Consider the following 18,559-nt stretch of genomic DNA (forward strand, 5'->3'; position numbering starts at 1 on the left):
GGGCGGCGCGCCGCCCCCCCCCCCCCGCGCGCCCCCCCCCCCCCCGCCGTTCTTTCCGGGACCGGGGCGAAGGAGAAGGCGACGGCGGGGGCGAGGTCCGTGCCCGGTCCGTTTCGCGTCGTTCAGCGAGGTGAGGCGATCGCGCGGGCCGCGGCGACCTCCTGCCGGAGGGGTTCGAGCACGCTGCCGGCCGGCCCGGTGAGATCCGTACGGACGGCGACGAGCACGTCCGTCTCGCGCAGCCCCTCGGACAGTTCCCGCAGTTGCAGGACCACCTGCGCGAACTCGGCGGCCGACGGACGCTGGGCGCCGTGCCGGATCCGTACCCCGGCCGCGGTGGTCGCGTCGACGATCCGCTCGACGGCGACGACGAGCGGGAGCCAGGCGGCGGCGCGCCGGCCGTTGGGCGGGGGTTCGCTCAGGGCCCGCTGGAACTCGGTGCGGATGCCGGACAGGTCGCGGTGGAGCCGGCGCCGCATTCGGGCGCGTTCGCCGGTGTCGGCGTCCTCCCGGGAGGCGTACTCGACGTAGTGGGCGGTGTCCGCGACCGTGTCGGCGAGCCGGTCCCCGACCCGGGTGTGCCAGCTCTCCGGCCACAGCAGATAGCCGGCGACGAGCGCGATCGCGCATCCCATCAGGGAGTCGACGAGCCGCGGGACGAGCAGCGCGGTGCCCTGGTGGTTGAGGACGTCGGACAGCAGCAGGATCACCGGGGTGACGGCGGCGGTCTGGTGGCCGTAGCCGCGTGCGCCGAGGACCGGGATGAGCGGGGCGAGGACGACCAGGGCCGGCACGTCCCACCAGCCGAGCGGCACCGCGGCGAGGACGACGGCCGCGACGAGGAGCCCCGCCACCGTGCCGAGCGCGCGCATCAGCGCCCGTGAGAAGACCGATCCGAAGTCGGGCTTCATCACGAAGGTGATGGTGAGGGCGACCCAGTACGAGCGGGCCACCGGTACGAGCGAGACCAGGCCCTGCGCGATGCCGATGCAGACGGCCAGCCGCAGTCCGTAACGCCAGGACCCGGGGGACAGCAGGACGTCGCGGGCGGAGCGCGCCGCGCGGACGCCGAGGCGGGCGGGCCGGCCGAGGGGGTCGTCGGCCGTGCGGGTGTCGGGGGTCCGGCCGGTGACGACGTCGGCGGCGTGGGTCAGCGCGTGGTCGACGGCGCGCGCGGTCTCGTTGGTGGGGACGGGGAGCCCGAGCCGTACCGGGCCGGTGTGACCGGTCTCGACGGCGTCCGCGAGCCGGCGTACGGCGGCGGGCACCTCGGGGGGCAGCGGCTCGGCGTGCCGGCGGCTGTACTGGTGGGCGGCCGGGGCGCTCTCCACGACAGGGGTGACGGCGTTCAGCTGGGCCAGCAGCCGGGCGAGGTCCGGGTTGCGGCCGCGGTGGCGGGCGCGCCGGGCGAGGACGAGGTCGTAGGACTGGTTGAGGGACTGGGTGATGGCGTGGCGGCGGTCGTCGTACGCGTCGGTGCCGCTCGCGGCGAGCAGGTCCGCCACGGCCCGGTACGTCTCCGCGACGGCGACCCGTTCGGGTACGCCCGAGCGCAGCGGCCAGGCCAGCAGGGCGAGGGCGAGGACCAGCAGGCCGCCGCCGGACATCAGGACGGGCGCCACCCACCACGCGCCCGGCAACGGCAGGCCGGCACCGATCACGCAGTTGAGGAGGAGCAGCAGTCCGGACACGGAGGCGACGGAGCCGATCGTCGAGAACATCCCGGAGGCGAGGGCGACGGCGGTGACCGCGCAGACGGCGACCCAGCCGTGGCCGAAGGCGGCCGCGCCGATGGCGACGCCGGCCGCGCCGAAGAGCTGGGGGACGGCGATGGTGAGGACGCGCATGCGGTACGCGTCGGCGGTGTCGCCGATGACGCCGGACAGGGCGCCCATGGAGGCGAGCGCCCCGTAGGCGGGCCGGCCCACGGCGAGGCCGATCGCCAGTGGCAGGGACATCGCGACCGCGGCGCGGACGACGGCGGCCCGGGAGACGGGGGCGTTCTGCGGGCGGAGGTTCCTGACCAGCCAGTCGGGAGGGGTGAGCACACTGGGCAACTGGCGGGGCATGGGCCCATTATGACCGTTTCGCGGAGCCGTCCCCCGACTCGTCCGGGCTGTGGAGGGTGAGATCGACGAGCAGGGCGCGGTGGTCGCTGCCGGCGACGGGGAGGAAGGCGGCGCCGGTGGCGGAGAACTCCCGGGAGACCAGGACGTGGTCGATCTGGGCGCCGAGGGCGGGGGTGGTGCGGGCCGGCCAGCTGGGGGTGCGGGGGGCGCCCGCGAGGCGGGAGGCGTCGCGCAGGCCGGTGTCGAGGAGGCGGCGGAAGGCGGCGTGGTCCTGGGAGGCGTTGAAGTCCCCGGCGATCAGGGTGGGGGTGGCCCCGCGCGCGGCCGCGTAGGCGCGCAGCTCGCCGAGTTCGTGGCGCCACAGGCCGACCTGTCCCGGCAGCGGGGGCATGGGATGCGCGAGCTGGAGCCGTACGGGGTGGCCGTCGACGTCCGCGACGGCTCCCGGCATTCCCATCGTGGCGCGGATGCCGTCGGCCTTCGTGAGCGGGTAGCGGCTCATGATGACCGACCCGTCGGAGCCGGCGCCCTCGACGGACTCCCGGTACGGATAGGGGCCGCCGGTCCGCTGGAAGGCGTTCCGCAGGGCCCGGGAGCAGACGTGCTCGCACTCCTCGACGAACACGACGGCGGGCCGCTCCCGGCGGACCGTCGCGATGAGCGCGGGGGTTCCCCTCCCGAACTGCACGTTGGAGGTCAGCACCCGCAGTTCGGCGACGGGACTGCCGACGGGCTCGCGGGTCCTCCCGTACGGCTCGGTGAACCAGGCGATCGCCCCCAGCACCACCACGCCCCACACCATCCCGGTCCGCCAGCGCGCGAACAGGGCGAGCAGCAGGGCCAGGCCGAGGGGAGCGAGCAGCCACGGCAGGAAGGCGAGCAGCTGGGGCACGGGGGTGATCCCGTCGGTGTCGGCCGCCCGGCAGCCCACGACGACGCTCAGGCCGGTGAGCAGCGCGCCGGACGTCCAGGGTCCGGCCCGCCGTCCGGTCGGCCGCCGTGGCCGCCGGTCCTCCGCCCGTTCCGCCTCCGCCGTGTCCACGCCCGGCCCTCCGCTCGTCCGTGTGGGATGCCCGAATCCTCCCTCGGACGAGGGGTGGCGCGCTCACGCGGGGACGAGCGTCACCTTTCCGGGTGGGCCGGGGAAGGGGCGTCGAGGCGGTGGAGGAAGGCGGCCAGTGCCGCGTTGAACTCCTCGGGCCGCTCCAGGTTCGGCAGGTGGGCCGCCGACGCGATCACGCACAGCGTGGAGTCGGGCAGCGCCGCGTGCATCGCCTCCGCGTCGTGGACCGGGGTGAACTCGTCGTCGGCGCCCACCAGGACGAGCGCCGGGACCCCGACGCGGGTCAGCAGGTCACGGTAGTCGGGGCGGAGCGCGCGCCCGCGCAGGGCGGCCGCGGCGCCCTGGACCGGCGTGCCGGTCATCATGCGGCGTACGTGTGCCGCGACGTGCGCGTCGGCGTAGGGGGCGACCATCTTGTACAGCACCTCGTCGGCGTATCCCGTCATGCCCTCGCGCAGCAGCCGGTCGGCCGTCGCGGCCCGGGCCTGCCGGCCCCGCGGCGTCTCGGCCGCGGGGAAGGTGTCGGCGAGCACCAGCGCGCCGATCCGCTCCGGGAACAGCCGGTAGCACTCCATGGCGATCTGGCCGCCCATGGAGAGCCCGGCGAGGGCGCATCGCGCGACGCCCAGTTCGTCGAGGAGCGCCGCGACGTCCTCGGCGAAGGCGGACAGGAGGGTGACGCCGGGGGTCACCGGGGAGGCGCCGTAGCCGCGCAGGTCCGGTGCGATCACCCGGCGCTCCGCCGAGAAGGCGGCGATCTGGGGGGCCCACATGGTGCGGTCGAAGGGGTGGCCGTGGAGCAGGACGAGGGGCAGCGCCGACGCGGCGGCGTCCCCTTTGTCCTCGTACGCGAGGAAGGGTGCCATGGTCACGACCCTAGGTCCGGCCAACTCCTCGGTGCAATAAGATCTTTGCCCTCGGTGCAATGTGTGGAGGCTCGCGTGGAGGACTACCGGCGTATCGCCGACCGGCTCGCCGACGACATCGCCGCCGGACGGCTCGGGTCGGGTGAACAGCTGCCCCCGCAGCGGGCGTTCGCCCGGCAGCGCGGTATCGCCGGGTCGACCGCCGGGCGGGTCTACGCCGAACTGGTGCGGCGCGGACTGGTGGTGGGCGAGGTCGGCCGCGGCACCTTCGTCCGGGCCGCCCCGGTCCCCTCGGGCCGCGCCCTCGCCGAACCGCCCCCCGAAGTCCCGGACCCGCCCGGGAAGTTCGGCCGTCCGCCCGCCGCGTCCGTCAACCTGGAGCTCAACTACCCGCTCGTACCGGGCCAGTCGGAACTGCTCGCCCCCGCTCTCTCCGCGCTGCTGCGCCCGGACCTGCTCACGGATTCCCTGCGCACGGCGCCCGCCACCGGCACGCCCGCCGCCCGCGAGGCCGCCGCCGCCCTCCTCGCCACCCCGGGCTGGCGGCCCGCCCCGGACCGGCTGGCCTTCGCGGGCAACGCGCGCCAGGCCGTCGCCGCCGCGCTCGCCTCCCTGGTCCGGCCGGGCGGCCGCGTCGGCGTCGAGTCGCTGACGTATCCCCTGGTCAAGGAGATCGCGACCCGGCTGGGCATCACCCTCGTCCCGCTCGCCACCGACGACGAGGGCCTGCGGCCGGAGGCGGTCACGGCGGCCCACCGCTCGACGCCGCTGTCCGCCGTGTACGTCCAGCCGACCCTGCACAACCCGACGTCGGCGACGGCGGGCGACGCCCGGCGCCGGGAACTGGCCGCCGTCGCCAGGGGCGCGGACCTCCCCCTCGTCGAGGACCGGATCTGGTCCTTCCTCCAGGACGGCCGGCGGGGCCCGGACCCGCTGGCCGCGTACGCCCCCGAGCGCACCCACGTCGTGGACGGCCTCTCCAAGCGTGTCGCGCCCGGACTGACGGTGGGCATGCTCGTGGTCCCGCCGGAGCGCGTCGAGGCCGTCGCGGCGGCCCTGCGCTCCGGAGCGTGGACGGCGGGACGCTTCGCCCTGGAGGCCGCGGTCCGCTGGATCGCCGACGGGACGGTGGAGCGGCTGGTCACCGCCAAACGCGCGGACGCGGCGGCCCGGCAGCGGCTCGTCGCCCGGCACCTCGCCGGGTTCCGCGTGCGGGCCGACCCGCGGTCCTACTTCGCCTGGTGGGAGCTGCCCCCGCCCTGGCGGGCCGACACCTTCACGGCGGCGGCAGCGGCGCACGGGATCGCGGTCACCCCCGGCTCGGCGTTCGCGGCCGGCACCGGCGCCCCGGACGCCGTCAGGCTCGGACTCGCGTCGGCCGGTCCGACGGAGCTTGCGCGAGCGCTGCGGACGCTCGCCTGCGTCGCCCGTACGCGGCCGTGAGCAGCGCGGCCGACGCCACCGCGACGCCGAGGGCGAGCAGCAGCCAGGAGACCAGGCGGAGGGTGCCGGTGAGAGCGTCGTAGACCGCGCCCGCCGCGCTGGGGGACACGTCGGCCGGCAGGTCGGCGAGCGTGAGCCGGCGGCCGACGGCGATCGCGACACCGAGCAGCGCGGCACCCAGCGCCGTACCGAGCCCGGTGGCCAGCACCGCCCGTCTGCGGCACACGGCGACCAGGATGCCCGTCACGGCGAGGACGGCCGCCGCGGCCGGCAGCCAGAAGCCCGCGAATTCAAGCACGTGGAACCCCTTCCGGAGCTGGGTCAGGTCCTCGGACGGCAACACCGTGATCTCGGTGTGCTCGACGGGAATCCGGTTCGCCAACGGCATGTGTTCGACCGTGAGTTGGGTCTTGACCCGCTCGGCGACCGGCGCGAGGTCGATGGTCACGGCCTCCTCGCGGTCGCTGTGCAGCGCCCGCATCACGGCGTCGTGCGCGACCCGGTTCGCCGCCTGCCACGCCGTACGGAACGCCGGGGTCTGGGTGAACGAACGCACCGCGTCCCGCACGAAGTGGTTCACCGGCTTCTGGAGCGGCGCGCCCACGTGGACCTCGCGCAGGATCCCGTTCGTGACGGCGGCGGCGATCGCCTCCCGCACGTCCGAGTCGGAGGCGAGGGGCGCCACCGTGGCCTCGTACCGCCCACTGTCGCCGATGCCGTACGTCACCCAGCCCGACAGCGCGCCGATCGGCGCGAGCAGACAGGCGAGGGCGATCAGAACGGCCGACAGGACGCTCCGGGCACGAGGGGACACCCCCTCAGGCAAAGCCCCGCCGGGGCCGGGCGCGAGCGGTGTGACTGCATATGGACGCATGCGGCAAGCCGAACGAGCGCCCGGACGGCAGCCCCGAGACCCGTGCGGCACACGGGCTCCGCCCGCTCCGGTGGAGGGCTCACCCGAACGGGTGTTTCCTGGAACCTGGAAGGAACAGGCGTGGCCGGCACGCCCCGTGGCGGGGGGGGGGGGGGGCCCCCCCCCGGGGGGGGTTTTTGTGGGTGGTGGTGTGAGATAGAGAGAGACAGGAGGGGATGGAGTAGAGAAAAACGAGAGACACACTCAGAGCAGACCCCGGCGGCCGCCGGGGTCTCGTGCACCACATACGACGCGGACGGGACGTCAGCCCACCGGGCGGCCCGCGCCGTCCTCGTGCGTGTAGTAGCGGTAGAAGTTCACCGCGAACACGCCGAACGCGACCGCGAGCGACATCATCGTGGACCGCCACACGCTGTGGTCGGCCTGGCTGTAGATGAAGCCGAACGCGAGGCCCGCGAACACGGCCCACAGCACCGCGTGCAGTTCGCGCCGCATCAGCGGCGCCACCATGAGGACACCGACGCAGACCGCGGCGAACACGATCGCGCTGACGAACCCGAACAGGATGTTCCAGCCCGTGATCGGTCCGCCGCCGCGGTTGATGGCCGCCGCCCAGAACCCGTAGACGAGCCCGCCGAGCACGGGTACCGCCAGCAGCGCGACGGCGTGGGTACGCGCGTCGAAGACGTCCGAGGGCCGTGGCGTCCGTGCCGTCCGTGGCATGTGCCGTGTCCCGGACGCCGATGAGGCAGGTGCCGCGTGAACCATGGGAGCACTCCTCTCTCCTCGCCCCTGCCTTCCAGGGCACACCCCGCCCGGACGCCTGGCAAGTCGGGATGCGGGGGCCCTGACCCCGTGTTTCGCTGACTTCCATGAAGCTCGTACTCTTCGGCGCCACCGGCATGGTCGGCAGCCGTATCGCCACGGAGGCGTCGGAGCGCGGTCACCACGTCCTGGCGGTCAGCAGGTCCGGGCAGTCCCCGGTCCCCGGGGTCACCGCGACCGCGGCGGACGCCTCCGACGCGGCGAAGGTGACCGAACTGGCGGCGGACGCGGACGTCGTCGCCTCGGCGTGCGTGCCACCGCGGGACGCCGCGGATCTCACGGCCCCCTTCCTCGCCCTCAACCGGGCGCTCGTGGACGGTACGCGCGCGGCGGGCGTGCCCCGGCTCGTGGTCGTCGGCGGCGCGGGCAGTCTGGAGGTCACGGCCGGACAGGAACTCTGCGACCAGCCGGGCTTCCCCGAGACCCTGCTGGCGGAGGCGCTCGCCCACCGCGACACCCTCACCTATTACCGCACCCTCGACGACCTCGACTGGACGTACGTCTCGCCCGCCGCGGAGATCGGCCCCGGCCCGCGCACCGGCCGGTTCCGGACCGACGGCGACCGGATGCTCACCGACGAACACGGCAACAGCCGGATCAGCGCCGAGGACTACGCGGTCGCCTTCGTCGACGAGCTGGAGACGCCCACCCACCCACGTGCCCGGATGTCGGTGGCGTACTGACATCCGTCGCGCGCCGACAAGGACAGGCGGTACGGCGAGGTGGGCGACTGGCTACCCCCACTCGGCCCGCTGGCGTCCCCGGCCGGACGGGACGATCCCGTCCAGCGGCAGAAGGTCCTGAGGCTCCGCGGCCGCAGCGTCGCCTGGGTGCCGCCCGCGGTGCTCCTCGGCGGGATCGCCGCCGCCGACTGGAACACCTCGGGCGCGTTCCGGATGATCTCGTGGATCGTGCTCGTCCCGGGCATCGCGGCGGCGCTCTGCGGAGTGTGGGGCACGGCGGCCTTCGCCTGTCTCTCGATGCTCACCTACTTCGCGGTGGACAGGTCCTGGTCGTACCAGTACCGGACGGGGCTGGCCGACTTCATCCTCGTCGCCCTGGGCAGCCTCCTCGCGATCCTGGCCTGCGTGGTCCGGGTCCGCAGCGAACGGCGCATGCTGCACATGCTGGACGTCGCCGAGACGACCCGGCGCACCGTGCTGCGCCCGATGCCGGCCGGCTGGGGCGGCCTCGACCACGCGGCCGTGTACCTCGCCGCGGACAGCGAGGCCCGGGTCGGCGGCGACTTCTACGACATCCAGCCGGGCCCCCGCGGCACCCGGCTCCTGCTCGGTGACGTCCAGGGCAAGGGGCTCGGGGCGGTGGAGGCGGCGGCGGCGCTGCTCGGCACCTTCCGGGAGGCGGCGTACCACGAGCCCGCCCTCGACACGGTCGCCGACCGGCTGGAGGTGCGCATGCTCCGGCACGTGCGCTACCGGGCGGCCCTCGACCGTGACGACTGGGAACGTTTCGCCACCGGCGTCCTCGTCGGTTTCCCCCAGGACGACCGGGACACCGTGGAGTTCGTCAACTTCGGCCACGAACCCCCGCTGGTGGTCGCCCCCGACGGCGTGCGCGACCTGCCGCCGGGCCACGGCCTGCCGCTCGGCCTGGCCGCCCTGACCACCGACCGGCCCCTCGTCCTGACGGTCGTGCTGGCACCCGGCGAGACCCTGCTCCTGGTCACGGACGGGGTGACCGAGGCCCGTGACGCCGACGGCGTGTTCTTCCCGCTCCGCGACCGGGTGGCCGGCGCCCTCGCCGCGGACCCGGCCACCGCCGATCCGCAACGCCTCGTCGAACTCGTCCGCGACGGCACGCTGCGGCACTGCGGGGGGCGCCTCTCCGACGACACGACGATCTTCGCGGTACGGCGGCGGACCGGCGGCGACGCCACGGACAACGGCACAAGCCAGCCATAGGGGGCGTTTGCGCGTCTGTCGTCCCCCCTTTGCAGGCGCAGCGGTTACGGTGCTGGCGTACGTGATCGATGGGGAGGGAACCATGCCCGGAACCGTGCTGCTCCTCGCGGCCTCGCCGGTGGGCAAGGGGTGCCTGGTGGACGCGGCGTCCGTGCTCCCCGTGCTCGCGGCCGTCTCCCCCTCGGTGCTGTCCGGCACGGACACGGCGAACGTGGTCGAACTGGCCGACCCACTGGAGCCGCAGGCCGTCCTGACCCGGCTGCGGGCCGCGGCGACGGCCCCCGGCCCGCTGACGGTGTTCGTGACCGGCCAGCTCCAACTGGACCGCCGCCAGCACCTCCCCCACCTCGCGCTGGCCCGCACCACCCCCGCGACCGTCCGCTACACCGCTTTCCCCTGGCACTGGATCGCCGAGGAACTCCGGCTGCGCCCGCCGGGCACCACCGCGCTCCTGGTCGACCTGCACGCCGACGCGGAGAGCTGGGAGTACCTCGCCACCACCACCCTGACCGTGGGGACGGGCGTCGGCCTGTACGGCAGGGTCGCCCCGCCGCCGCCCCGGCGCACGCTGGCGTCCCCGGCGTACATGAAGGCCGTCGCCACCATCCTGCGCAGCGGCCACCGGCCCGCACTGCCGCTGCTGCACGAGCAGGCGCTGGCCCGCACCGAGGGCGAGGGCGGGCAGCCGGGGATCGTCCTGGCGGTGGACGCGCGGGTGCCCGCGGCGCCGGACCCGCACGCCGCGATCACCGCCGCCGCGCAGGCGGGCCGGCACGCCGAGGCCGCCGCGCTGGCCGGGCGCTGGGAACAGGAGGCGGTCCGCACCTGGGGCGCCGCGTCCGAACAGGCCCTGCACTGGGCGGAGGTCCGCGCGGACCTGGCGATGCTCGCGGGTGACGCGGCCGGCAGCTGCCGGGTCTGGCTGGCGGTGGCGACCGCGCGCCTGGACGCGGGGCAGCCCGCGGACGCCCCGTCCGTGGAGTCGGCCGTGGACCGGGCCCACCACCAGTGGGGCCGGGTCGGCGACCCGCTGCGCGCCCGTGAACTGGGGCTCGCGCTGGCCGGGTTGCGGCTGCGCGTGCCGGGGCGCCGGCAGGGGGCGCTGGACCATGTGCAGCGCAAACTCAGCCGGCTGGAGGCCTGATCGGCCCGGTCGCCCCTGAACGACAGGGAGCACAGGGGCCACGTCCGTGCGGTGCCCGTACCGCGCTGCCCCGGTCGAGAGCCTCCCCGGACGTCCGCTCCGGTGCCATGATGGTGAGTCATGACTGCTGAGGGGGAGGGCGTGGCGGCCCGGGCCGTCCGTGTGCGTCTGGACGGGACGGCGGGCGAGAGTGACGTCGGCGCCCTGAAGAAGTGGCTGGAGCGCGAGAAACCCCTGGAGGAGCTGGTCAGGAGGGGCGACCTCAGGATCGAGGAACGCGCCGGGACCGACGCGCAGGGCACGCCCATGGGCGTCGGCATGGACATCGTGCTCGTGCTGATCGGCGCGGGCGCCGAGACCCTCTTCAAGGAGCTGCTCGCCCAGGTGAAGAGCGCCGTGCGGGCCTGGCGGGACAACCGCGGCTCCGTGGAGAACGGTGATCCGCCCGATGCCCGCGTCGACTCCGTGGACCCCGACGAGAGGTAGTCGGGTGGACCGCTTCGACCCGCGCGGACGAGTGAACCGGGCCCTGCTCGTCGGGGTGTCCGAGTACGAGTTCACGCGGCCGGAGCACCGCCACGGCGTCCCGAGCCCCCTGCCCGCCGTCGCGCACGACCTCCCGCTGCTCGCCGGCGCGCTGGAGCGGGGCGGAGTCGTCGGGCCGGGGGAGATCACCGTGGCGGACTCCCCGGCGCTGGGGGAGTTCCGCCAGGCGCTGCGCGCGGCCGTCGAGGCCGCCGAGGGGCTGCTCCTGCTCTACTTCGCCGGACACGGCGCCGTGCCCAGCGCGGGCGACGAGCTGTGGCTCCAGATGCGTGACGCGGAGGTAGTCCGGGGCGGGACGGCGGGGTTCGAGGGGGCCGCCCCGTTCACCAACGTGCTGAGGATCCTCGCCAACAGTGGCGCGGAGCGGATCGTCGTCGTCCTCGACTGCTGCAACGCGGGCAACGCGGCCCGAGTGTGGGAGGCGGTGGAGAGACCCGACATCAGACGGCGAGTCTCCGTACTCATGGGCGTGCAGGCCAACCACCGCATCGACGCGGGGGACGGCGACACCCCCACGCCGTTCACCGCCCGGCTGGTGGACCTGCTGACGGACGGCGTCGAGGGGCAGGGCGACGAGATCCACTTCCTGGCCCTCTCGGAGGCGCTCAGGGTGTACATGTCCGCCCACCACCGCACCGAGCGCGGGGAGCCCTGGGAACCGCAGAGCCGTACGGAGAACCCGGCGGTGGACGTGCTGTTGGCGGTCCGGCGGGGGGCCGCCGTCGGCTCCGCGGGCACGGGAGTCGCAGGAGGTACCGGCGCGCCTGGAGCCGCCGGGAGTACCAGGGCCGTCGGCGGCTCCGCGGACAGCACGGGCATCGGTGCGGCGGCCGGCAGCGCTGGTACGGGAGCCGGTGTCGACACGGGAGGCACCGCAGGCACCGCAGATGTGGGCATCGGGCCTGCCGGAGGCACCGCAGGCACCGGAGGCCCCGCTGGTACCGCAGGCACGGGAGGCACTGCTGTCACCGGAGCCGCGGGGGCGGCCGGGGCCACCCGGGCCTCCGGAGAGACCGTGGCCGCCGGACCCGCCGGACCCGCCGGACCCCCCACGGCTCCCGGACCAGCCGAGCCAGTCGGACCTGCTGGACCCCCCACGGCTTCCGAGCTAGCCGAGCCAGCCGGACCCGCTGGACCTGCTGGACCCCCGACGGCTCCCGGGCTAGCCGAGCCAGTCGGACCCGCTGGACCTGCTGGATCCGTCGGACCTGCTGGATCCAGCGGACCTGCTGGATCCAGCGGACCCGCTGGATCCGTCGGGCCCGGTCGACCCCGCGGGTCCAGCGGGACGGTCGTGGACCCGGTCCGCCGCGGAGCGCCCACGTTCCGGGTCCGCGGTCTCCTCGCCGCGGCGGCCGGTGCCGTCCGTACCGTACGGGCCCGTGTCCATCCGCCCCGCGGCCCGGCCCGGGCCACCGGCCCCGCCGAGCCCCGGCCGCCCGGCCGGACCCCGCTCCCGCGCGGCCCCTGGCGCTCCCTGCGGCGCCCGTCCCGCCGTACCGCCGTCGCCGCCACCGGCCTGACCGTCGCCGTCCTCGGTCTCACGAGCTACCTCTTCCTCGGCGACGGCACGTCCGGCGGAGCGTCCTGCGCCCCGCCCCTGGAACTGCGCCTGCTCACCGATCCCGACCTCGAACCCACCGTCCGCAAGGCGGCCGACACCTACCTCACCTCGGCGGCCAACACCACGGACGACGGCTGCCGGCGCAGCGGGATCACGGTGTACGGCGCTGGCTCGGCGGCCGTGGTGGCGGGCCTGCGCGACCAGTCGGACCCCTGGCAGCGGCCGGTCGGCGACGAGATCGACCCGCAGCGCGACATCGGGCCCCAGCCCGACATCTGGATCCCGGCCACGGCGGCGACGGCGGCCCGGGCGCGCCCGACCGGGCTCCAGCGCAGCTACGTGTCGCTGGAGCCGGACGCGGCGCCCTTCGCGTACTCCCCGGTGGTGCTGTCCGTGCCGCAGGAGATCGCCGAGGCCTCGGTCGCCGACCGCACCGGCGACTCGCTCACGGGCCTGCGGCAGAAGCTGACGCGGCGGGACGGGAACGCCGAGGTGCGGCGCCCGGACCCGGCGTACACGGACTCCGCGCTGCTGGCGACGGTCGGCCTGTACGGCGCCGGGGAGCCCGACGTGAGCCGGGCCGAGGAGAGCGTGGACCAGACCGGTCCGGTCTCCCCCACCGCCGGCGACCTGCTCTGCACGCTGCCCGACGACGCGGACACCGACCGGGGTACGGCGGCCCTGGTACCGGAGTTCCTGATGGTGAGCGGCGTCGGCTGCGACCGGACGACGCGCACGCTGCGGATGGCCGAGTACCCCGACGACGTGCCGGCCCTCGCCCCGCTCTTCGTGCGGGTCCGCTGGACGGGCGGCGACGCCGACGGCGCGGCGCGGGACGACGCGGTCCGGTCGTTCCACGACTGGCTCACGGATCCGGGTGGCGGGAGCGGCGGGGACGGGCACGCCACCGGCGGCGGGCCGGGCGGGGGGCTCGCGGTCTTCGGGAAGGAGGGCTTCCGCTCCCCGTCGGGGGCTCATGCGCTGCTCTCGTCGCGGGTCCCGGACTCCGGGCTGATCGCCGATCCCGGCCGGTCTCCCGGGGCGGCGGGTGCCGGCGCGATGGAGACGGCCCTGAAGCGGTACCGCAACGCGAACGGGCCGGGCCGGGTGCTCTTCCTGCTGGACAGCTCCGGCTCCATGGCCGACCTGTGGCAGGGGCCCGGCGGTGCCCCCGGCATCCTGAAGCAGTCGTTCGCCGGGCTCGGCGACCGGGACGAGTACGGCGTCTGGTCCGTCGCCTCGGCGGGCAGCCGCCCGTACCGGGAGATTCTGGCGTTCGGCCCGCACGAGCGGCGGGACGCCGAGCGTGCCGTCGACCGCGGAGCCGTGGTCCAGGACGCGGAGGCCGATCCGTACGGCGCGCTCACGGCCGCGCTGGACACCATGGCCCGCAAGGGCAGGGACGACAACCGTCCCGAGCTGATCGTCCTCCTCACCGACGACGAGGACAACAACCGCCTGACCGCGCACGATCACCTCGGCGAACTGCTCAAGACGCTCGGCGACAAGGGCGTTCCGGTGGTCATGGCGTCCCTGGAGAGCGGCGGCTGCGCCAAGGGCGGTCCCGACCAGCGGGTGTCCGAGGCGAGCGGCGGTCGCTGTCTGGACACCAGGGGCGACCTCGTGGCGGGCCTGCGCAACGAGGTCGCGCGCACGGGAACGGGGGACGAGTGACGCGGGGACGGGCGTACGGGGGCGCGGTGGCCCGGCGGGTGTACGGGTGCGGGCTGGCCCTGACGCTCCTGCTGACCGCCGCCTGCACCGGTGGCGGCCCGGCGCCGTCGGGTCTGCCCGCCCCGGCCGGCGGCCCCGGGGACATCATCGTGGCCAGCGGCCGGGACGTGACCGGCAAGGGCGGCATCCGGCAGCAGCTCATAGACGCCTGGAACGCCCGGCAGGACAAGCGGCACACCGGTGTCCACGCCCGCCTGGTCGAACTCCCCGGCTCCGCCGACGAACAGCGCAGCCAGCTCCTCGGCGCGTTGCAGTCGCGCGGCGCGGAGTACGACGTCGTCAACCTCGACGTGACGTGGGTGCCGGAGTTCGCCGCCGCGCACCTGATACGCCCGCTGCCGGACACCCTGGTCGACGCCGACGTCATCAAGTCGGTGGCGAGCACGGCCCGTTGGGACGGGAAGGTCTACGCGGTGCCGTTCAACAGCGATGTCGGGCTCCTCTACTACCGGCGCGACTACCTGGAGCGGGCGCACATCCGGGACACCGACCTGAGCCAGGGCGTCAGCTGGCAGCGGCTGCGGGATCTGACCGACACCGTCGAGGCACCGGGCGTGCCCCGGCCGCGGGAGTACGAGAAGGGCTGGACCACGCAGCTCGGCCCCTACGAGGGACGTACGGTCAACGGCGTCGAGGCGTTCCTCTCGGCCGGTGGCGGTGTCGCCCTCACCGACGACCGGGGCCGCTACACCGCGACCGTGGCGGAGCTGACCGAGGGGGTGGCGCAACTGCGCGCCCGTGCCCAGGCCGCGTACACCCTCGGCGACGCGTTCCGCTCCGACGAGACCGAGTCGCTCACCGACTTCGCCGACGGCCGTACGGCGTTCCTGCGCCACTGGCCGTACGCGTACCGCACCCTGCACCAGTCGCTCGGCGAGGCGCAGGTCGGCGTGGCGCCGCTGCCGGGCCGGGCGGTGCTGGGCGGCCAGAACCTCGCGGTGACCACGCAGTCGCCGCTGCGCGCCGAGAAGGCGAAGGAGCTGATCGGCTTCCTCACCGGCGCGGAGAGCGAACGCTGTCTGCTGGACGCGGGGTTCGCGGCCACCCGGGAGTCCGCCTACCAGGACGACGGGGTGACCTGCGGCACCGCCAGGACCTCCGGTGCCTCCCCCGCCGCCTCGGCGTCCCCGCCGGCGTCGCCGTCCGCGGAGAGCGCCGACCGTATGCCGCGCGACGACCACGGGCGTCCGCGGTACGCCCGCACCATCCTGCTGCCCGCGCTCCGGCGCGCCGTGCAGCGTCCCCGCACCCCGTTCTACGGGGCCTTCACCCAGACCTTCGCCACCGGACTGGGCGGGCTCTTCGGCGAGGACCCGCCGGGCGACGCGGAGCTGGCCGCCGGACTGGACAAGGCGCTCAGGCGGATCCTGCCGGGGCGGTGAGACAGGCGAGGGCTCCCGACACCAGCGTCCGTACGCCCGGCGCGAGGGTGCTCGGGTCGGGCGCGAAGCGCGGGCTGTGGTTGCTGGGCACGGCCGCGAACTTCTCCATGAGGTCGTCGCCCGGCGCGGCGTCCCAGACCTCCGCCGGGGTGCTCGTCACGAACCAGTAGGAGTACGGGATCCGTCCGTCCGCGAGCCTCGGGAAGTCCTCGCTGCCCATCGCCGGGCCGGGGTCGAGGATCGTCCCGGTGCCGAAGACCTCGCCGTGCACGGCGGCGATCCGCCGGTCGGTGTCCGGGTCGTTGACGGTCACGGGGAAGCTGTTGCCGACGGTGACGTCGGGCTCGCGCGGGCAGCCGGCCGCCAGGCACTCGCCGGCCGCCATCCGCCGGATCGCCGCGATCATGCGGTCCCGCACCTCGTCCGACTGGGTCCGCAGGTTGAGGGCGATCCGGGCCTCGGAGGGGATGATGTTGTTGCGGGTGCCCGCCTCGATCCGTCCCACCGTCAGGACGGCCTGCTCGCGCGCCGCGATCTCCCGGCTGACGACGGTCTGCAGCCGGGTCACCAGGTACGCGGCGGTGACGACCGGGTCGACGGTCGACTCCGGTCGCGAGCCGTGCCCGCCCAGCCCGTGCACGACGATGTCCACGTCGGTCGAGGCGGACATGATGAGACCGGGCCGGTGGGCGTAGAGCCCCGTCGGACCGGGCGCCGCGTGCTGGGCGAGCAGTACGTCCGGCGGCGGGAACCGCTCGTACACGTGGTCCTCGATCATCGCCGCCGCGCCCTCGCCGGTCTCCTCGGCGGGCTGTCCGAGCACCAGCAGCGTGCCCGACCAGGTGTCGCGCCCGGCGGAGAGCGCCTGGGCCGCGCCCGCCAGCCAGGTGACGTGCAGATCGTGTCCGCAGGCGTGCATCACGCCGGGCGTCGTGGACGCGTACGGCAGCCCGGTCTCCTCCTGGACCGGCAGCGCGTCCATGTCGGCGCGGAGCAGGACGGTGGGTCCCGGTCCGTTCCGCAGGACTCCGACGACACCGGTGCCACCGATGCCGGTGACCGTGTCGAACCCGGCGGTGCGGAACCGGTCGGCGAGGGCGGCGGCCGTGCGGTGCTCCCGCATCGACAGTTCCGGGTGCCGATGCAGATCCCGGTAGAAGTCCTCCAGGGCGGGGACCGGGAGGTCGGCGGTGAGGTCCAGCGCGGTACGTGCGGCAGGGGAGTTCACCGGGTCAGAGTAGAGGCCGCCGGCGGAACGGGGGGAGTTCCGCCGGCGGCCGTACGCGCCGTCCGCCGCGGGGGAGGACGCGGTTGCCGGACGGTCGGGTCTCCTGGGAACGGGGCGGCCCCTCGCCGCGCTGCCGCCGTGGCCGCTACGGTCGGGAAGGGGTGCCGTACGCCGTGTCCGTGGGTCCGGAGCCCTGCTGGTGGAGGGCCGGGGCCGGATCGGCCGCCCTGGCGGGACCCGCGTTCGCCGCCAGGACCAGTGCGGCCACGGCGGTGACTGCCGCACCGAGCACTCGGAAGTAGCGCGCGGAAATACGTCGGAGCACGGCGACCTCGCAACAACAGCGGCGTATTAAGCAGGCTTAACCCGTCGCTTAACGTAGGGGCTCGGAGCACCAAAGAGCAAGGGGCGCAAGGGGAGTTGGATATTAGTCAAAAGTCGTCTCGGGTTAAGTGGACTTAATGGCATGCTTAATCCATGGCGGAGCGTGACGGCCCGGAGGTCATCGGGCGCAGGGTCCAGCAGCTGCGTACGGAACGCGGGCTGACACAGCGGCAATTGGCGGAACCGGCGTACACGCCCGCCTACATCTCGACGCTGGAGGCGGGGCGGGTACGCGCCTCGGAGCCCGCGCTGCGGCACATAGCCGAGCGGCTCGGGGTGGCGTACGAGGAGCTGGCGACCGGCCGGCCGGCCCACCTCGCCACCGGTCTGCGGCTGCGGCTCACCGACGCGCAGCGCACCCTCGCCACCGGCGAGGCCGAGGTCGCCGCGGAGCAGTACACGGTGCTCCTCGAAGAGGCGGACACGCACGGACTCGTCGCCGAGCAGGCCGCCGCACTGCTCGGTCTCGGCGAATGCGCCCTGGAGAACGGGGACCTGGAGACCGCCCGGGAACGGTTCGAGGCGTCGGAGCGGCGCCTCGGGGACGCCCCGCTGCCCCAGCGGGTGCCCGCCCTGCGCGGCCGTGCCGTATCCCACTACCTCGCCGGCGAACTCCGGTACGCCTGCTACCTGTTCGAGTCCACGCTGGACGAGCTGAACCGGACCGGGATGCACGACCCGGACGCCCTGCTGCTTCTCTACACCGGGGTCATCGCGCCCTACATGGACATGGGCGCGCACGCCCGCGCCGCCCAGGCCGCCGAGTTCGCGCTCGCGCTCGCCCCGCAGGTCGGCGACCCCGCGCTGGTCGCCCGGATGCACCGCTCGGTGGCCCGCACCATGATCGCGGAAGGCCGGATGACGGAGGCCGACGCGTCCCTCGCCAAGGCCGCCGAGCTCTACCGGCAGCTCCAGATCCGTACGGAGCTCGCCAACTGCCACTGGATGCGGGGGTACCTGTACGCGCAGAACGGGGAACTGGAGCGCGCCGAAGGCGAGTTGCGTGAGGCGCAGGTCATGCTGTCGGCCAAGCGGGCCGCCCTCTACACCAGCCAGGTCAACGTGGAACTGGCGGACGTGCTGCACCGGCGCGGCAAGTCGACGGAGGCGGCCGTCCTCCTCCACGAGGTGCTCGGCGACCTCAGCCCCGAACGCGGCGCCGTGCACTCGGCGGGCGCGCACCGGCTGCTCGGCATCATCGCCGAGGACGCCCGCGACACCGAGACCGCGGAGGAGCACTACGTCCGGGCGCTGAGCCTGCTGGAGCGGGCCGGCGCGGCGGGCGACCTGGCCGACCTCTGCCGCCTGCTCGGCGACCTCCTGCGCCGCACCGGCCGGGTGGAGGCGGCCCTCGACGCCTACCGCACGGGCCTGGGCCACCGCACGGCCCCCGGCACGACCACCCTGGGCCCGGCCCCCGCGCAGCCACCGCTCTGACGGCCGCCGGGGGCGCGGAGGGCGCCCCCGCACCCGCCACCCGGCCCCGGGGCCCCGGCACCCCCGTACGGCCTCCAC

At 75.0% G+C, this 18,559-nt stretch carries 15 protein-coding genes; 8 read left to right on the top strand and 7 right to left on the bottom strand.

From position 1 onward, the window contains the following. Window positions 1–122: 122 nt before the first annotated feature. The 3 genes from ACFV2J_RS27895 to ACFV2J_RS27905 all read right to left on the bottom strand — a co-directional run bounded on the left by ACFV2J_RS27895 (window position 123) and on the right by ACFV2J_RS27905 (window position 3,998). The gene (locus ACFV2J_RS27895) at window positions 123–2,069 is read right to left on the bottom strand and encodes an FUSC family protein (RefSeq protein ID WP_385089872.1); all 1,947 of its coding nucleotides are present in this window, start codon (window positions 2,067–2,069) and stop codon (window positions 123–125) included. 7 nt (window positions 2,070–2,076) lie between these two features. Next, window positions 2,077–3,111: an endonuclease/exonuclease/phosphatase family protein gene (locus ACFV2J_RS27900; protein WP_385089870.1), complete on the bottom strand. Its 1,035-nt coding sequence runs from the start codon at window positions 3,109–3,111 to the stop codon at window positions 2,077–2,079. A gap of 80 nt (window positions 3,112–3,191) precedes the next feature. Then, a complete protein-coding gene (locus ACFV2J_RS27905; RefSeq protein ID WP_385089867.1) occupies window positions 3,192–3,998 on the bottom strand; it encodes an alpha/beta fold hydrolase in 807 nt (268 codons plus the stop codon). A gap of 75 nt (window positions 3,999–4,073) precedes the next feature. On the opposite strand from ACFV2J_RS27905, the gene ACFV2J_RS27910 reads away from it, so the two are divergent. Continuing rightward, a complete protein-coding gene (locus tag ACFV2J_RS27910; RefSeq protein ID WP_385089864.1) occupies window positions 4,074–5,441 on the top strand; it encodes a PLP-dependent aminotransferase family protein in 1,368 nt (455 codons plus the stop codon). Here ACFV2J_RS27910 and ACFV2J_RS27915 read toward each other — a convergent pair. Both ACFV2J_RS27915 and ACFV2J_RS27920 read right to left on the bottom strand, forming a co-directional pair. After that, a complete protein-coding gene (locus tag ACFV2J_RS27915) occupies window positions 5,356–6,255 on the bottom strand; it encodes a hypothetical protein (RefSeq protein WP_385089861.1) in 900 nt (299 codons plus the stop codon). The two genes, ACFV2J_RS27910 and ACFV2J_RS27915, sit on opposite strands and share 86 nt — an antisense overlap. A gap of 363 nt (window positions 6,256–6,618) precedes the next feature. Next, entirely contained in the window at window positions 6,619–7,083 is a 465-nt protein-coding gene (locus ACFV2J_RS27920; protein ID WP_385095523.1) for a hypothetical protein, read from the bottom strand. Window positions 7,084–7,187: 104 nt separating this feature from the next. Between ACFV2J_RS27920 and ACFV2J_RS27925 the strand changes: the two genes are divergently transcribed. The 6 genes from ACFV2J_RS27925 to ACFV2J_RS27950 all read left to right on the top strand — a co-directional run bounded on the left by ACFV2J_RS27925 (window position 7,188) and on the right by ACFV2J_RS27950 (window position 15,432). Continuing rightward, complete coding sequence (locus ACFV2J_RS27925) at window positions 7,188–7,823, top strand: NAD(P)-dependent oxidoreductase (RefSeq protein ID WP_385095526.1); 636 nt, start codon at window positions 7,188–7,190, stop codon at window positions 7,821–7,823. A gap of 39 nt (window positions 7,824–7,862) precedes the next feature. After that, entirely contained in the window at window positions 7,863–9,062 is a 1,200-nt protein-coding gene (locus ACFV2J_RS27930) for a PP2C family protein-serine/threonine phosphatase (RefSeq protein ID WP_385095528.1), read from the top strand. A gap of 82 nt (window positions 9,063–9,144) precedes the next feature. Then, a complete protein-coding gene (locus tag ACFV2J_RS27935; RefSeq protein WP_385095531.1) occupies window positions 9,145–10,206 on the top strand; it encodes a hypothetical protein in 1,062 nt (353 codons plus the stop codon). Between the two features lie 120 nt (window positions 10,207–10,326). Continuing rightward, window positions 10,327–10,692: a hypothetical protein gene (locus ACFV2J_RS27940; protein ID WP_385095534.1), complete on the top strand. Its 366-nt coding sequence runs from the start codon at window positions 10,327–10,329 to the stop codon at window positions 10,690–10,692. Between the two features lie 4 nt (window positions 10,693–10,696). Then, entirely contained in the window at window positions 10,697–13,990 is a 3,294-nt protein-coding gene (locus ACFV2J_RS27945; protein WP_385441221.1) for a caspase family protein, read from the top strand. Further along, window positions 13,987–15,432 carry an extracellular solute-binding protein gene (locus ACFV2J_RS27950; RefSeq protein WP_385096575.1) on the top strand — a complete coding sequence of 482 codons (1,446 nt, stop codon included), beginning with the start codon at window positions 13,987–13,989 and terminating at the stop codon, window positions 15,430–15,432. The genes ACFV2J_RS27945 and ACFV2J_RS27950 overlap by 4 nt, the downstream gene beginning before the upstream one ends. Here ACFV2J_RS27950 and ACFV2J_RS27955 read toward each other — a convergent pair. Further along, window positions 15,407–16,660 (bottom strand): amidohydrolase, encoded by a 1,254-nt coding sequence (locus ACFV2J_RS27955; protein WP_385096578.1) that lies wholly within the window; start codon window positions 16,658–16,660, stop codon window positions 15,407–15,409. The genes ACFV2J_RS27950 and ACFV2J_RS27955 overlap by 26 nt on opposite strands. Before the next feature lie 145 nt (window positions 16,661–16,805). Further along, on the bottom strand, window positions 16,806–16,985 hold the full coding sequence (locus ACFV2J_RS27960; RefSeq protein ID WP_385083984.1) for a hypothetical protein: 180 nt from the start codon (window positions 16,983–16,985) through the stop codon (window positions 16,806–16,808). Window positions 16,986–17,137: 152 nt separating this feature from the next. Here ACFV2J_RS27960 and ACFV2J_RS27965 point away from each other — a divergent pair, with 152 nt between their 5' ends. After that, window positions 17,138–18,481, top strand: coding sequence for a helix-turn-helix domain-containing protein (locus ACFV2J_RS27965; protein WP_385083985.1), 1,344 nt, complete (start codon window positions 17,138–17,140; stop codon window positions 18,479–18,481). Window positions 18,482–18,559: the final 78 nt, after the last annotated feature.

It is taken from the genome of Streptomyces sp. NPDC059668 (assembly GCF_042734135.1).
Taxonomy (GTDB): Bacteria; Actinomycetota; Actinomycetes; order Streptomycetales; family Streptomycetaceae; genus Streptomyces.

What these genes read in the sequence shown, in the direction of transcription:
- ACFV2J_RS27895 (WP_385089872.1), bottom strand. Translation starts at nt 2,069, where the DNA reads ATGCCCCGCCAGTTGCCCAGTGTGCTCACCCCTCCCGACTGGCTGGTC.
- ACFV2J_RS27905 (WP_385089867.1), bottom strand. Translation starts at nt 3,998, where the DNA reads ATGGCACCCTTCCTCGCGTACGAGGACAAAGGGGACGCCGCCGCGTCG.
- ACFV2J_RS27920 (WP_385095523.1), bottom strand. Translation starts at nt 7,083, where the DNA reads ATGGTTCACGCGGCACCTGCCTCATCGGCGTCCGGGACACGGCACATG.
- ACFV2J_RS27925 (WP_385095526.1), top strand. Translation starts at nt 7,188, where the DNA reads ATGAAGCTCGTACTCTTCGGCGCCACCGGCATGGTCGGCAGCCGTATC.
- ACFV2J_RS27935 (WP_385095531.1), top strand. Translation starts at nt 9,145, where the DNA reads ATGCCCGGAACCGTGCTGCTCCTCGCGGCCTCGCCGGTGGGCAAGGGG.
- ACFV2J_RS27940 (WP_385095534.1), top strand. Translation starts at nt 10,327, where the DNA reads ATGACTGCTGAGGGGGAGGGCGTGGCGGCCCGGGCCGTCCGTGTGCGT.
- ACFV2J_RS27965 (WP_385083985.1), top strand. Translation starts at nt 17,138, where the DNA reads ATGGCGGAGCGTGACGGCCCGGAGGTCATCGGGCGCAGGGTCCAGCAG.